At 64.0% G+C, this 13,577-nt stretch carries 13 protein-coding genes; 8 read left to right on the forward strand and 5 right to left on the reverse strand.

The window, feature by feature from the left end; all coding sequences use genetic code 11:
* Positions 1-6 precede the first annotated feature (6 nt).
* Genes leuB through B9A23_RS08865 form a run of 3 tightly spaced genes read left to right on the forward strand, consistent with a single transcriptional unit; the run spans position 7 to position 2,836 of the window.
* A complete protein-coding gene (leuB, locus tag B9A23_RS08855; RefSeq protein ID WP_084278707.1) occupies positions 7-1,065 on the forward strand; it encodes a 3-isopropylmalate dehydrogenase in 1,059 nt (352 codons plus the stop codon).
* Between the two features lie 12 nt (positions 1,066-1,077).
* A complete protein-coding gene (locus B9A23_RS08860; protein WP_084278500.1) occupies positions 1,078-2,202 on the forward strand; it encodes a glycosyltransferase in 1,125 nt (374 codons plus the stop codon).
* 1 nt (position 2,203) lies between these two features.
* Positions 2,204-2,836, forward strand: a complete 633-nt coding sequence (locus B9A23_RS08865; protein WP_084278501.1) for a DUF2238 domain-containing protein — start codon at positions 2,204-2,206, stop codon at positions 2,834-2,836.
* On the opposite strand, the gene B9A23_RS08870 is transcribed toward B9A23_RS08865, so the two are convergent.
* Complete coding sequence (locus B9A23_RS08870) at positions 2,820-4,154, reverse strand: phospholipid carrier-dependent glycosyltransferase (protein ID WP_084278502.1); 1,335 nt, start codon at positions 4,152-4,154, stop codon at positions 2,820-2,822. The genes B9A23_RS08865 and B9A23_RS08870 overlap by 17 nt on opposite strands.
* Positions 4,155-4,237: 83 nt before the next feature.
* On the opposite strand from B9A23_RS08870, the gene B9A23_RS08875 reads away from it, so the two are divergent.
* Positions 4,238-5,446 (forward strand): trans-sulfuration enzyme family protein, encoded by a 1,209-nt coding sequence (locus B9A23_RS08875; protein WP_084278503.1) that lies wholly within the window; start codon positions 4,238-4,240, stop codon positions 5,444-5,446.
* A 111-nt stretch (positions 5,447-5,557) separates the two neighbouring features.
* The gene (locus tag B9A23_RS08880; protein ID WP_084278504.1) at positions 5,558-6,895 is read left to right on the forward strand and encodes a PAS domain S-box protein; all 1,338 of its coding nucleotides are present in this window, start codon (positions 5,558-5,560) and stop codon (positions 6,893-6,895) included.
* Positions 6,896-6,977: 82 nt separating this feature from the next.
* Here B9A23_RS08880 and B9A23_RS08885 read toward each other — a convergent pair whose 3' ends face one another.
* The 3 genes from B9A23_RS08885 to B9A23_RS08895 all read right to left on the reverse strand — a co-directional run bounded on the left by B9A23_RS08885 (position 6,978) and on the right by B9A23_RS08895 (position 8,788).
* On the reverse strand, positions 6,978-7,259 hold the full coding sequence (locus B9A23_RS08885; RefSeq protein WP_084278505.1) for an accessory factor UbiK family protein: 282 nt from the start codon (positions 7,257-7,259) through the stop codon (positions 6,978-6,980).
* Between the two features lie 95 nt (positions 7,260-7,354).
* Complete coding sequence (locus tag B9A23_RS08890) at positions 7,355-7,909, reverse strand: TspO/MBR family protein (protein ID WP_084278506.1); 555 nt, start codon at positions 7,907-7,909, stop codon at positions 7,355-7,357.
* A 123-nt stretch (positions 7,910-8,032) separates the two neighbouring features.
* On the reverse strand, positions 8,033-8,788 hold the full coding sequence (locus tag B9A23_RS08895; protein WP_139797391.1) for a TlyA family RNA methyltransferase: 756 nt from the start codon (positions 8,786-8,788) through the stop codon (positions 8,033-8,035).
* A gap of 25 nt (positions 8,789-8,813) precedes the next feature.
* On the opposite strand from B9A23_RS08895, the gene B9A23_RS08900 reads away from it, so the two are divergent.
* Together B9A23_RS08900 and B9A23_RS08905 are read left to right on the forward strand one after the other, a co-directional pair.
* On the forward strand, positions 8,814-9,356 hold the full coding sequence (locus B9A23_RS08900; protein WP_084278508.1) for a hypothetical protein: 543 nt from the start codon (positions 8,814-8,816) through the stop codon (positions 9,354-9,356).
* A 510-nt stretch (positions 9,357-9,866) separates the two neighbouring features.
* Positions 9,867-10,970 carry a branched-chain amino acid aminotransferase gene (locus B9A23_RS08905; protein ID WP_084278509.1) on the forward strand — a complete coding sequence of 368 codons (1,104 nt, stop codon included), beginning with the start codon at positions 9,867-9,869 and terminating at the stop codon, positions 10,968-10,970.
* Between the two features lie 70 nt (positions 10,971-11,040).
* Here B9A23_RS08905 and B9A23_RS08910 read toward each other — a convergent pair whose 3' ends face one another.
* A complete protein-coding gene (locus B9A23_RS08910; RefSeq protein WP_084278510.1) occupies positions 11,041-12,480 on the reverse strand; it encodes an OprO/OprP family phosphate-selective porin in 1,440 nt (479 codons plus the stop codon).
* Positions 12,481-12,665: 185 nt separating this feature from the next.
* Here B9A23_RS08910 and B9A23_RS08915 point away from each other — a divergent pair, with 185 nt between their 5' ends.
* Positions 12,666-13,574: an SDR family NAD(P)-dependent oxidoreductase gene (locus B9A23_RS08915; protein WP_084278511.1), complete on the forward strand. Its 909-nt coding sequence runs from the start codon at positions 12,666-12,668 to the stop codon at positions 13,572-13,574.
* The last annotated feature ends 3 nt before the right edge of the window (positions 13,575-13,577 follow it).

Here is a 13,577-nt window from a genome sequence, read left to right on the forward strand (position 1 = left end):
TTAGTCATGAAGATTGCGGTTCTGCCCGGTGATGGCATCGGTCCCGAAGTGACGCGCGAAGCGGTCCGCGTGATCGAGGCGCTCGGGCTTTCCAACGTGGAAATGACCGAAGCTTCGGTCGGCGGTGCAGCTTACAAGGCCCACGGTCATCCCCTTCCGCCCGAAACGCTGGAAATCGCCCGCGCTGCGGACGGCATCCTGTTCGGCGCGGTCGGCGATCCCGATTGCGACTCGCTCGAACGCCACTTGCGCCCCGAACAGGCGATCCTGGGCCTGCGCAAGGAACTGACCCTGTTCGCCAACCTGCGTCCGGCCAAGGTCTTTGCAGGCCTTGAAGGTCACTCAGCGCTGCGCCCCGAAGTGGCTGGCGCGATCGACATGGTCATCGTGCGCGAACTCAACGGTGACGTCTACTTCGGCGAAAAGGGCTTCCGCACCGCCGCCAACGGCGACCGCGAGGGCTACGACGTGATGTCGTACTCGACAAGCGAAGTGCGCCGCATTGCCCATGTCGCCTTCCGCACCGCAATGGGCCGCAACAAGCGCCTGTGCTCGGTCGACAAGGCCAACGTGCTTGAAACCAGCCAGCTCTGGCGCGACGTGGTGATCGAGGTTGCCAAGGAGTACCCCGAAGTCGCGCTTGAACACATGTATGTCGACAACGCCGCGATGCAGCTCGTCCGCGCGCCGGGCAAGTTTGACGTCGTGCTGACCGGCAACCTGTTCGGCGACATCCTTTCGGACCAGGCCTCGATGTGCGTCGGCTCAATCGGCCTGCTCGCCTCGGCCTCGCTGGGCGAGCGCCAGACCGCCCATGGCACCTTCGGCCTCTACGAGCCGATCCACGGCTCGGCCCCCGACATCGCCGGGCAAGGCCTTGCCAATCCGATGGCGACGATCCTGTCGGCCGCCATGCTGCTGCGTCACTCGCTCAGCCTTGCCGCCGAAGCGGACCGGATCGAAGCTGCCGTGGCCAAGACGCTCGCAGATGGCGTGATGGGCCGCGACCTTGGCGGCACGGCCGGAACGACGGAAGTAGGTGACGCCGTGCTTGCAAGGCTCTAAAGGCCCCGTCCGATGCTCCAGCTAGCCGTAATCCTTCCGACCTACCGTGAACGCGCCAACATCGCGCCCATGGTCGCGCGTCTCGATGCTGCACTTCAGGGTGTGGCCTGGGAAGCGATCTTTGTCGATGACAACAGCCCCGACGGCACCGCCGACGAGGCGCGCCGCATTTCGCTCGCCGATCCGCGCGTCCGCGTGATCGAGCGCATCGGCCGCCGAGGTCTCGCATCTGCGGCGATCGAGGGCATGTGCGCCACTGCCGCTCCGATCGTTGCGGTGATGGATGCCGACCAGCAGCACGATCCCGAACTGCTGCCCAGGATGCTCGCCGCAGTGCAGGGCGGCGAATACGATCTCGCCTATGCCTCGCGCTTTGCCGAAGGCGCCAGCACCGAGGAATGGGGCCGTCCTGACCGGGTCAAGGCATCGGGCTTTGCCAATCGCATCGCCAACAAGGTCACCGGGGTCGAACTGTCCGATCCGATGAGCGGCTATTTCATGCTCCGCGCCGAAACCTTGCGCGCGGATGCCCACCGGCTCTCGGGCGTCGGCTTCAAGATCCTGCTCGATATCCTTGCGACGGTCGACCGCCCGCTCAAGGTCAAGGAATTCCCCCTCAATTTCGTCGCCCGGGTCGAGGGTGAGAGCAAGCTGGACCAGACCGTGGTGTTCGAATTCCTCGTGGGCCTTTACGACAAGTGGCTTGGCCGCATCATCCCGACCCGTTTTGCGCTGTTCGGCACGGTCGGCGCGATGGGCGTTGCGGTGCAGCTGGGCGCGCTGTGGGTCCTGCTCAAGCTCATCGCCGGCGAGCGTTTCGTCTATGGCAACTGGTCGGAAAGCGCGACGTTCAACACCGCCAACACGCTGGCGGCGATCATCGCGATGACCTTCAACTTCGTCTTGAACAACGAACTGACCTATTCCGACAAGCGGCTGCGCGGCTTTGGCCCGCTGCTGCGCGGCTGGGCCCAGTTCGCGCTGACCTGCTCGCTCGGCCTGCTCACCAACATCGGTTCGGCCGCCGTGCTCAAGACCATCGGCTTCCATGATGTTATCGCGGTGATCGTCGGCATCGTGCTCGGCTCGGTGTGGAACTTCGCGCTGTCCTCGCGCTTCGTCTGGGGCAAGTACTGATTTGCGCGCGGTCGCGGGGATACCGGGACCGCAGGCACTTTTGCTCGGGCTCGCCGCAACCGGCGCGCTGTTCAGCCTGATCGACACGCCCTATCCGGCGCTGGCCCCACTGCAGAACCTGCCGACGCTCGCGATAGTTGCCGGTTTATGGCTTGCCCTGCGGCGCTGGCCGATGCCGACCAGCGCGGTGGCGTGCATTGCCCTGTTCCTGGCGCTCCACACGATCGGCGGGCGCTACATCTATTCCTATGTGCCTTACGAACGCTGGCTGGCCGCCATCGGCCTGCCGTCGTTCGATCATGCCCTCGGTCTGGGTCGCAATTCATGGGACCGCCTCGTCCACTACAGCTTCGGCGCATTGTGGGCATGGCCCATCGCCTGCTGGCTTTCGCGCCATCGCGGCCTGTCGCCCGCCCTTGCCACCTACATCGCGGTCGAATTCGTGCTGGCGGGCAGTGCGCTCTACGAGATCTTCGAATGGCAATTGACCATCCTCATGGCCGGGCCTGATGCCGATGCCTACAACGGCCAGCAGGGTGACCTGTGGGATGCGCAGAAAGACATGGCGATGGCCGGACTGGGCGCACTGACGACGGCGGCCTGGCTGCGACTGCGCGTTACTTCCAGCTATTGAGCCAGGTGTAGTCCCGGTACGAATCCTTGCGCGGCAGTTCCCCTGCCGAAAGGATCGGGTAGAAGCCGATGAACAGCCCGAAGGCGAGGACCAGCGTCACCTTGGCCGGCCAGCGCAGGCCAAGGTCCCACCACTCGCCCAGCACCAGCGCCAACGCAGCCAGCAGGAAGCAGCTTGCCAGCATGTAATGGTAGTAGAACTGCACCGGCTTGCCGTTCACCGCCCAGAAGCCCACCAGCAGAACATAGGCGGCAAAGACCAGCAGGTGCAGTCTCTTGCCCCTGAACCCGTCCCACGCGCAGAACAGCAGCGCCGGCAGCCCGGCCAGCATCGTGAAGGGATTGCCCAGCATCAGCACGCCGCGCTGCGCACCGTCGATGTTTTCATACAGGAACCAGATCGGCCGGATGTTCGCCATCCACTGCCACCACCGGCTCATGTAGGTATGCGGCTTCTTCACGCTGTCCTGCAATTGCAGCATGTACTGCTGCCAGTGCCACAGCTTGCCCACTGAAAGCGGGTCCTTCTCGTAGTAGAAGGCCGGCAGGAACGTGGTGAAATAGATCAGCAGCGGCAGCACGCCGAGCCAAAGCGCCGCCTCGATCAGGGACACGCCGGGAACCGGCCCGAACCCGCGCGAGGTCCAGAGCAGTCCTGCCCTGCGGCCCTTCAGCGCTTCCCATCGGTTCCACGCGAACAGCAGGCCCGGGAGCGGCAACAGCAGCACGCCGTTCCACTTGGCCCCCAGCGAAAGGCCCATGAACAGGCCGGTCAGCACAAGATGCAGCCGCGCGCGCGGTGGCTTGCCCGAGGGATTGCGCCACGCCAGCGCCCATTGCCAGATCGCCAGCGCCATGAACCCGGCCATCGCCATGTCGAGAATCGCGATGCGCGACATCATGAACCAGACGAAGTCGGTGGCGATCAGCAGCCCGAACAGGATCGTCGCGCTGCGCGAAAGGCTGGCCCACCACAGGCCGCGCATCATGGCCCACAGCCCGATCCCACCCAGCACGGCGGACGGGAAGCGCCAGCCGAACGAGGTATCGCCGATCAGTTCCATCGACCAGGCAATCAGCTGCTTGCCCACCAGCGGATGCTCGGGATTGAGCCGCGCCGTCAGGTCGATCAGCCGCCGCGCTGCCGGCAGGTAATGGATCTCGTCGAACATCGGCTTCGACGGGATGCCAAGGCGATGCAGGACAAGGAAGAAGAATCCCGCCGCAATGATCGCGCACCACATTGCCGGGTCGCGCTCGCGCTGCTGTTGCCCTGCGGGTTGGAACTGGTGCGAAAGGGTCTGATGCGGAGGCGTCATGCGCGCTGACCGATAAGCCGCCGGCCGCAGCTTCGCAATCCCGCCGCTTGCACGAAGCCCGCGCGAAAACTAAGGCAGGCGCCATGAAACGCACCGCAGGCCAGGACCGTTCGATCACCCAGAAGTGGCGCCCCGCAACCCAGGCCGTGCGCGGCGGCACCTGGCGTTCGGAAATGGGCGAGACGTCCGAGGCGCTGTTCCTCACCTCGGGCTTTACTTACGACGATGCCGCCACCGTTGCCGCGCGCTTCGCCGGCGAGGCCGAGGGCATGACCTATTCGCGCCTGCAAAATCCCACCGTGCAGATGCTGGAAGAGCGCATTGCCCTGATGGAAGGCGCCGAGGCTTGCCGTACGCAGGCCACTGGCATGGCGGCGATGACCACCGCCCTGCTCTGCCAACTTTCCGCAGGCGATCACATCGTTGCCGCCAAGGCCGCGTTCGGATCGTGCCGCTGGCTGGTCGATAACCTGCTGCCGCGCTTCGGCGTGGAAGGCACCACGATCCACGCCTCGGACAACGCAGCGTGGGAAGCCGCCATCAAGCCGAACACCAAGGTGTTCTTCTTCGAAAGCCCTGCGAACCCGACGATGGACGTCGTCGATCTCGAGTTCGTCTGCGCGCTGGCAAAGAAGCACGGCATCACCACCGTGGTCGACAACGCCTTTGCAACCAGCGCGCTGCAGCGACCGATGGACTTCGGCGCCGATGTCGTCGCCTATTCGGCCACGAAGATGATGGACGGACAGGGCCGTGTCATGGCTGGCGCCGTCTGCGGCTCGGCAGACTGGATCAACAACGTACTCCTGCCCTTCCAGCGCAATACCGGCCCGAACATTGCCGCCTTCAACGCCTGGGTAGTTCACAAGGGGCTTGAGACGCTGGACCTGCGCATCCACCGCCAGAGCGAGAATGCGCTCAAGGTCGCCAGCTTCGTTGAAGGCCGCGTGCCCCGCCTGCTCTATCCGCACCTGCCAAGCCACCCGCAGTACGAACTGGCGAAAAAGCAGATGAAGGCCGGCGGCACGATCTTCTCCTTCCACCTCGATGGCGGGCTGAAGCAGGCGCACACCTTGCTCGACGCGCTGCAACTGATCGACATCTCGAACAACATCGGCGATTCGCGCTCGCTGATGTGCCACCCGGCGTCGACCACGCATTATGGCGTCGGTCCGGAAACCCGGGCCGACATGGGCGTGGGCGAAGGCATGCTGCGCCTCAACGTCGGACTGGAAGATCCCGACGATCTGATCGAGGATCTCGACCAGGCCCTGCGCGCTGCGGGCCTTTGATCTAACCGCTTGCGGTTGATCTGCGATAACCGCTGCCGCCATTGTGGTTGCATCCTGCCCGGCAATCCGTAACAGTCGGAGCCGGGCGGGGTCGTAACGGAGCAATTGGCATTGCTGGCCGAAGCGCATCTTTCTGCAATCATCCAATCTTCTGACGATGCCATCATCAGCAAGGACCTGTCCGGAACGGTGCTGAGTTGGAACCCCGCTGCCACGCGCATCTTCGGCTTCAGCGAAGACGAGATGGTAGGGCAGTCGATCCGCAAGCTCATTCCGGATGACCGCCAGACCGAAGAAGATATCATCCTTGCCCGGATCGCGCGCGGGGATCGCGTACAGAGTTTCGACACGGTACGGCAGCGCAGCGACGGCACGCCGATTCACGTTTCGCTGACGATTTCGCCGATTGTCGATGCTTCCGGCCGCATCATCGGCGCCAGCAAGATCGCACGCGACATCACCGCACGAGTACAGGGCCAGAAGGCGCTGGCGGAAAGCGAAGCGCGCTTTCGCATGCTGGCCGACAATATTACCCAGCTTGCCTGGGTGGCCGACAAGACCGGCTCGATCGGCTGGTACAATCAGCGCTGGTACGATTACACCGGCGTTCCCCAGGGATCGACCGATGGCTGGGGCTGGGATGTCGTCCACCATCCCGATCACGTCGCCCGCGTGACCGAACACTTCAAGACGAGCATGCTGTCCGGCGTCGAATGGGAGGACACTTTCCCGCTACGCAGCAAGGATGGCGAATGGCGCTGGTTCCTGTCTCGCGCCATGCCGATCCGCGATGGCGGCGACGAGATCCTGTACTGGTTCGGGACCAACACCGACGTCACCGACATGCTCGAGAAGGAAGAGCAGATTCGCGTGCTCCTGATGGAGGTGAATCATCGCTCCAAGAACCTGCTCGCCGTGGTGCAGGCGCTTGCCCGCCGTTCGGGCAGCAACGATGTCGAATTCCTGAGGCGTTTCGAAAGCCGGCTGGCGAGCCTGTCGGCAAATCAGGATCTTCTGGTCAAACGAGGCTGGTCGACCATCCTGATGGACGAACTGGTGGAGGCCCAGCTGGCAATCCTTGGCCGGGACAGCCAGGCGCAGATCCGCGTGAAAGGCGAATCGGTCCCGCTAAGCCCGCGAAGTGCCGAGATCATCGGCATGGCACTGCACGAACTCGCCACGAATGCGCTGAAATACGGCGCACTCAGCGTTCCCGGCGGCAGGGTCGAGCTCGCTTGGCAGGTGAAGGACCAGTTCTTCTGCGTGGACTGGATCGAACAGGGCGGCCCGGTTGTGGCCGAACCGGTGCGGCATGGCTTTGGCACAACCCTGATCCGGCACATCCCTGCGCGCAGTCTCGAGGCCGAGGTGACGCTTGATTACGCGCGGACTGGCCTGCGGTGGCACATCCGCTGTCCGGTCGCCACCGCGCGCAGTCTTGAAAGCTGAACCAGCCGCTTTTTCGCCGCGCTGCAGTTCAATAAGACAGGCGGGTTCGAACCCTTCAGGCGAACCTGCGCCGGAAGCGCCTTCAGCTCGCCAGATTGTCGCCCTGATTGGTTGCTGCCGCCTGTTGGCCAGCCTCCAGCGCGGCAATGCGGGCCTTGAGCGCTTCGACTTCCTCGCGGGCGGTGGCAGCCAGTTCCTTGACCGCGTCGAACTCCTCGCGGCTGACGAAATCGAGCCCGCCGAACACTTCCTTGGCCTTCTCGCGCGCGTTCTCGCCCGCTTCGCGTCCCATGCCCGCGATTGTTCCGGCAGCGCTGTTCAGCAGCTTGACGAAATCGGCGATCATCGGGTTTTCACTCTGCATGGGCTTGGGTCCTGCTCTCGCGCTCGGCCATAATGGCGAACGCGGCACCTATTTGGTCGGTGCAGGTGGCTCCTGCAAGTGGCCGAATGGTGAAATCAGATTTCCACGCGCACGGGACGCGAAGAACCGAAGGCCCCGTCGGCGTCCGGATTCAGCCGCCCAAACTCGTACGTCAGCACCGATGCGAAGCACACCCAGGCAAGATAGGGCACCAGCAGCATCGCTGCCACCGGCCGCACCCGCCAGAACAGGACGATCGTGACGACGATCATCACCGCCATCGCCACCGTGATCCAGAAGGCGACGGTGATCTGGTGCAAGGCGAAGAAGGCCGGAGACCAGGCCAGGTTGATCGCAAGCTGGACGACGCAAGCGGCAACGGCAGGCCCCCTGCCTTGTGCCCCGCGCGCTGAAAGGATCATCGCCAGCGCCAGGCCCATCAGCAGGTAAAGCACCGACCACACGATCCCGAAGGCTGCCGGTGGCGGATAGATCGAGGGCTTGACCAGATCGTCGAACCACGGGTTGCCCGGCCCGCTACCCGCGGCCTGCCCTGAAAGAAAGCCAAGCGCAACGATCAGGGGAATTGTGAACAGCGCCCAGCGCAGAAGGCTGGCGCGGAGCTGGCCGGTAGAAGCGAGGTAGTTCATGGCACCCGTTGGTTAAGCGCAGAAAAGCGCGATTCGCCGTGGATATTGGCGGGGTGCGAGACACTGCGCAATGCGAAGTCCATCCAACCGCAATCCCGGTCGGAGACAGATACGGTGGATAAGTCAGTTTCGTTCCGCTGAAATCAGGAACTCGACGTTTCCTTCCGGCCCCGTGATCGGGCTGGGGACGATCCCCTGCGCGTCCCAGCCATCACCCTCCAGCCAATTGCGGATCTCGTCGCACACCCGTTCATGCAAGGCTGGATCGCGCACCACGCCGCCCTTGCCGACTTCGGCCTTGCCCACCTCGAATTGCGGCTTGATCAGGGCCACCAGCCGCGTCGGCCGCGCCGCCAGTGCCAGCGGCACCTCGAGCACCTTGCGCAAGCCGATGAAGCTTGCATCGCAGACCACCCATGTCGCGGGCCGGTTTATATGAGCCGGCGTCAGGATGCGTGCGCTGGTCTGTTCGAGCACGGTGACGCGCGGGTCCTGCCGCAGCTTCCAGGCAAGCTGGTTGGTGCCCGAATCCACCGCAAAGACGTGATCGGCACCACCTTGCAGCAGCACGTCGGTAAAGCCGCCGGTGGAGCTGCCGATGTCCATCGCGGTGACGCCCGCCGGGTCGAGCCCGAAGTGCGCTATTGCGTGCGCCAGCTTGATCCCACCGCGCGAAACCCACGGATGGTCGCGTCCGCGAACGTCGAGCGGGGCATCGCTGGCAAGCGGCTGGCCTGCCTTGGCGATCTTGGTTTCCCCCGAGAACACCAGCCCCGCAAGGATCAGCGCCTGTGCGCGGGCGCGGCTTTCGACAAGGCCCCGCTCGACCAGCAACTGATCCACTCTGGCTTTCTGTTTGGGGGTGCGGGTTGAGGTCATGGCAGGTTCCTTCCATAACTGGCCCATGAAGATCAACCGCGCCTCGCTCTCCGGCCCCGTTTTGTCCAGTGTCCTCGCGCTCATGGTTTCGGCCTGCGCCGCGCCCACGGTCGTGCCCCAGGCACCAACTCCAGCGCCTCGCCCGGCACCTGCCCCCCCGCCACCCGCCCCCGCGGCCACTGCGCCCAAGGACTGGCGCGATGCCCCGCAGACGGCCGGCGACTGGACCTATCAGCCCGGCATTGCCCGCTTTGGCAGCCCGCAAGGCACCCTGTTCGCGATGGCCTGCAACCGCAGCGCGGGAACGATCAGCCTGCTGCGCACCGGCACGTCGAGCGTGGCCCTGCCGATGACAGTCGCGACCACCAGCGAGACCCGCGCCCTTTCGGCAGACCCCGCGCCACAAGGGCAGCCGCAGCTTGTCACCGCCCTGCCCGTGCGCGATGCCCTGCTCGATGCAATGGCCTTCAGCCGTGGACGTTTCTCGGTGGAAGTGAACGGGTTGCCGACGCTGTACCTTCCCGCCTGGGCAGAAGTGGGAAGGGTCATCGAAGACTGCCGCAGGTGAGCGAAGGTCAGGGGCAGGTCCAGGGTAGGTCGCGGCGAGGTTGGGCACAGATTCTGCCACCGGCGACGCAGGCCGGAAAAGCGATGGCAGTAGTTTCACCAGCCACCATTTCCGCGAGCGCGAAGCGGCAATTCTGACGGCAAATTTTTTTCGCGCAAGACTTGTTGTTTGTCCGCGGATGAATCACATTGAGGTCAAGGTCGAAGAGCAAACGCACTCCCGGCCCAGCAGGCCCAAAACCTGCGACTTTGGCTCAACAGCGCGAAAGGAGGTGATCCGATGTCTCATGGTTCAGCAGAGAGGTCGGTACAGTCCCGCGCGAGGCATTATCGCTGAGTTTCGATTTAAGCGATAAAGGCTTCGTGGGCGGCACTTCCGGCCGCTGACCATGCGAAGGGCCGCTCGGATTGACCGACGCGGCCCTTCACATTTATTACATTCCGCTTGCCTTTCGCGCAACAATAGTTCACGGCGCTGCATCTTCGATTCTAGCGCAAGGACTGCCTCCCCATGGCGAGCACCGCCGAAACCACCAGCCTGACCTTCACCCGCAACGCGCACCCGGCTCCGGTTGCTGCGGACGTGCGGGCGCAAGTGCTGGCGAACCCCGGATTCGGTACCGCGTTCACCGATCACATGATCGAGATCGACTACGCCGAAGGCGAAGGCTGGCACGATGCGCGCGTCATTCCCTATGGCCCGATCGCGCTCGATCCCGCTGCAGCCGTGCTGCATTACGCGCAGGAAATCTTCGAAGGGCTGAAGGCCTATCGTCTTGCGGACGGCGGTATCGCGCTGTTCCGGCCAGAGGCCAATGCCCAGCGCTTCAACGCCTCGGCCCGCCGCCTTGCCATGCCCGAACTGCCTGAAGAGCTGTTCGTCGAAGCCGTGCGGCAGCAGGTGCTGGCTGACAAGGACTGGTTCCCGACGGTCGAGGGCGGCTCGATGTATCTGCGCCCGTTCATGTTCGCGAGCGAGGCCTTCCTCGGCGTGCGCCCGGCGCGGCAGTACAAGTTCATGGTCATCGCCAGCCCGGCCGGCAATTATTTCAAGTCGGGCGCGCCAGCGGTGTCGATCTGGGTATCGGACTATACCCGCGCCGCGCCCGGTGGCACCGGAGCGGCCAAGTGCGGCGGCAACTACGCAGCATCGCTTGTTCCCACCGCCGAAGCCTTTTCGCGCGGGCACGACCAGGTGCTGTTCCTCGACGCGGCAGAGCGCAAGTGGGTGGAAGAACTGGGCGGCATGAACCTGTTCTTCGTGTTTGACGATGGTTCGATCCTCACGCCTGAACTCACCGGCACGATCCTGCCCGGCATCACCCGTTCCAGCCTGCTGACGCTGGCTGCGGAAGAAGGCCTGACCGTGCGCGAGGGTCGCTACAGCCTGGACCAGTGGAAGGCCGACGCCGCTTCGGGCAAGCTGATCGAGACGTTTGCCTGCGGCACGGCTGCCGTGGTCACGCCTGTCGGCAAGGTCGCCAACCATGACGGCGAGTTCGTGATCGGATCGGGCGGGCCCGGGCAGTTGACCCAGAAACTGCGTTCAAGGCTAGTGGGCATCCAGCGTGGCGAGATCGCCGACACGCACGGTTGGGTGACACGGATCGCCTGATCGCGATCCCGGAAACGAGAAAGGCCCGCCGCTCCCACAGGAACGGCGGGCCTTTCTGTGTCATCGCGCCTCAGAAATCGAACTGGGCGCGCATGCCGATGACGTCGGCGTTATAATTGCGGTTAACGCCTGCAGCGACGGCTGCATCCCTCAGCCAGAGATGGCCGTAGTCGACGATGAAACGCACGTAGTCCGTCGGCACCCAGAGGAGCGAGGCGCCGACCAGTTCCTGCCGGCCTCCGAGCACACCGTTGTCGTTGAGATCGAGCCAGTCATAGCGCGCGTTGACCTGCACCGCGCCGATGCCGCCCTTGTCGACGCCGTTCTTCGGCTTGATGCGCGTCCAGGTGCCCTCGCTCGCCTTGTAGGGCAAGGTGTCACCCTTGGTGAGGAACACGCCCGCTTCCACATAGCCGCCATTGAAGGTCGGGTCGGCAATGACGCCGGGACGGTTGACCTTCATCCACTGCGATTCTGCGGTGAAGTGCACCGGACCGCCGGTCCAACCCAGTTCCACGCCATAATTCGTTTCCGAAAGCGCGCTGATCGCCTTGGTATCGACAAAGCGGATGTCGGTGGTGTGGGTGAACGGGCGCGCGCGATAGCGCACCGTAGCGCTGCTGTCGTTCAGGTCGTGATAGTGGGCCGAACCACCGATATGGGCCTGTCCGCCAAACAGCCTGGGTTGCAGCGCAAAGCGGCTGTCGATCGAATAGCTGTTGTCGGTATCGGCATTGAGATCGGTCACGTTGTCGGTGAACACGCCGACCTGCGCCAGAACGATGCCCTTCTGATACTGCGCAGAAAGGCCGAGGCGACGTTCGAAACCGAAGGCGGTATTGAACGAGGCGCGTTCCATGAAGCTGGTGAACAGATCGGACTCGGTGTCCTCCATCGATTCGAACGGCTTGTGCTGGCCGATCGTCAGCGTCAGGTTCTTGATGCCGGTGTAGTTGAGATAGACGTCGGTCGGATCGATGCTGCTGTTGGCAATATCGGCTTCGATCCGGTAGCCGAAGTTGCCGGGGATCGTGCCATCGAAGCCGAAATAGGCGCGGCGGAATTCGGTGGCGAGGCCAAGGCTCTTGCTGCCAATCGAGGAAGGCGCCGAAACCGATGCGGTATCGATCTGCAGGCGCCCGCGCGGCTTGAAGCTCCATTTTCCGGCCTTGGGATTCTTCGGGTCCGCCGGCGATTCAATCTTGGGGCCACCATCCCAGGTTATCGCAACCGGCGGCTTGGCCGATACGGTCGGCGCCGGAAGAGCGGCAACAGCGCTTGCCATGGCATCGCTCTTCGCCTTGGCTTCGGCCAGTTGCCCTTGCAGCGCCTGGATCTGTGCCTGCATTGCAGCCATCGCATCCATCTGGCCCTGCATCTGCGCCTGCATCTGCTGCAGCTGCGCCTGCAGGGTGGCAAGATCGCCGGTGGAAGTCGCGGCCTCGGCCGGTATGGCCCAGCCAGCAGCACAGGCAAGGGCAGTGATCGAGACGCAGGTGACGAGCTTCATGGCGAATCCTTGAGCGGTGGGCTTGCGGCCAAATATGTCTGTTGTGTTACATTTTATTGACGGCCTTCTTGCCGGTTTGTCGCAAATGTTGCGGCAACGCTGACCCGTTGCCTTGCCGGGCGCGGCGTGGCATCGCTGACATCAATGTTAATCGCCCGGTTAGCCGGGCCCTGGAGAGACCGAACATGAGCATTTCGTTCGAAGGCCGCGTGGCCATTGTCACCGGAGCAGGCGGCGGCCTTGGCCGAGCCTATGCACTCGAACTCGCCCGGCGCGGCGCCAAGGTCGTGGTCAACGACCTGGGCGGTTCACGCGATGGCACCGGCCATTCCGATGCCGCGCTCAAGGTGGTTGAGGAAATCGAGGCCATGGGCGGCGAGGCGATGTCGAACGGCGGCTCGGTCAGCGAATACGAGCAGATGGTCGAGATGGTCGCCAAGGCCAAGGAGCGCTGGGGCGGCGTCCACGTGCTGATCAACAACGCCGGCATCCTGCGTGACAAGAGCTTCACCAAGATGGACCCGGCTGACTTCGAGATGGTGGTCAAGGTCCACCTGATCGGCTCGGCCTTCGCCACCAAGGCATGCTGGGACCTGATGCGCGAACAGAACTATGGCCGCATCCTGATGACGGCATCGTCCACCGGCCTGTTCGGCAATTTCGGCCAGGCCAACTATGGTGCGGCCAAGCTCGGCCTCGCCGGGCTGACCAAGACGCTTTACCTTGAAGGAGCGAAGAACAACATCAAGGTCAACACGCTGGCGCCGGTTGCCGCCACGCGCATGACCGAGGACATCTTCCCCGAAGAAGCGTTCAAGCTGTTCGGGCCTGAAAACGTCGTTCCTGCCGCGCTATTCCTCGTTTCCGAAGACGCGCCGACCAACGCCATCGTCGGTGCGGGCGGCGGTGCCTACCATGGCGCATGGGTGACGATGAACAAGGGCGTGCTGCTGCCGCAGGGTGAGCGCACGGTCGAAGGCTTCGCCGCGCACTGGAGCCAGATTTCCGACCGCGCCGGCGACTTTGCCCCGCAATCGGGGGCCGAGCAGAGCCAGGTGATCATCGGTCAGCTTCAGGCCGCGATGAAGGGCTGACGC

This window comes from Novosphingobium sp. B1 (genome assembly GCF_900176395.1).
GTDB lineage: Bacteria > Pseudomonadota > Alphaproteobacteria > Sphingomonadales > Sphingomonadaceae > Novosphingobium.

Excerpts from the sequence above, each read along its gene's own strand:
- leuB (WP_084278707.1), top strand. The coding sequence starts at position 7 with ATGAAGATTGCGGTTCTGCCCGGTGATGGCATCGGTCCCGAAGTGACG.
- B9A23_RS08860 (WP_084278500.1), top strand. The coding sequence starts at position 1,078 with ATGCTCCAGCTAGCCGTAATCCTTCCGACCTACCGTGAACGCGCCAAC.
- B9A23_RS08870 (WP_084278502.1), bottom strand. The coding sequence starts at position 4,154 with ATGACGCCTCCGCATCAGACCCTTTCGCACCAGTTCCAACCCGCAGGG.
- B9A23_RS08875 (WP_084278503.1), top strand. The coding sequence starts at position 4,238 with ATGAAACGCACCGCAGGCCAGGACCGTTCGATCACCCAGAAGTGGCGC.
- B9A23_RS08885 (WP_084278505.1), bottom strand. The coding sequence starts at position 7,259 with ATGCAGAGTGAAAACCCGATGATCGCCGATTTCGTCAAGCTGCTGAAC.
- B9A23_RS08890 (WP_084278506.1), bottom strand. The coding sequence starts at position 7,909 with ATGAACTACCTCGCTTCTACCGGCCAGCTCCGCGCCAGCCTTCTGCGC.
- B9A23_RS08895 (WP_139797391.1), bottom strand. The coding sequence starts at position 8,788 with ATGACCTCAACCCGCACCCCCAAACAGAAAGCCAGAGTGGATCAGTTG.
- B9A23_RS08900 (WP_084278508.1), top strand. The coding sequence starts at position 8,814 with ATGAAGATCAACCGCGCCTCGCTCTCCGGCCCCGTTTTGTCCAGTGTC.
- B9A23_RS08905 (WP_084278509.1), top strand. The coding sequence starts at position 9,867 with ATGGCGAGCACCGCCGAAACCACCAGCCTGACCTTCACCCGCAACGCG.
- B9A23_RS08910 (WP_084278510.1), bottom strand. The coding sequence starts at position 12,480 with ATGAAGCTCGTCACCTGCGTCTCGATCACTGCCCTTGCCTGTGCTGCT.
- B9A23_RS08915 (WP_084278511.1), top strand. The coding sequence starts at position 12,666 with ATGAGCATTTCGTTCGAAGGCCGCGTGGCCATTGTCACCGGAGCAGGC.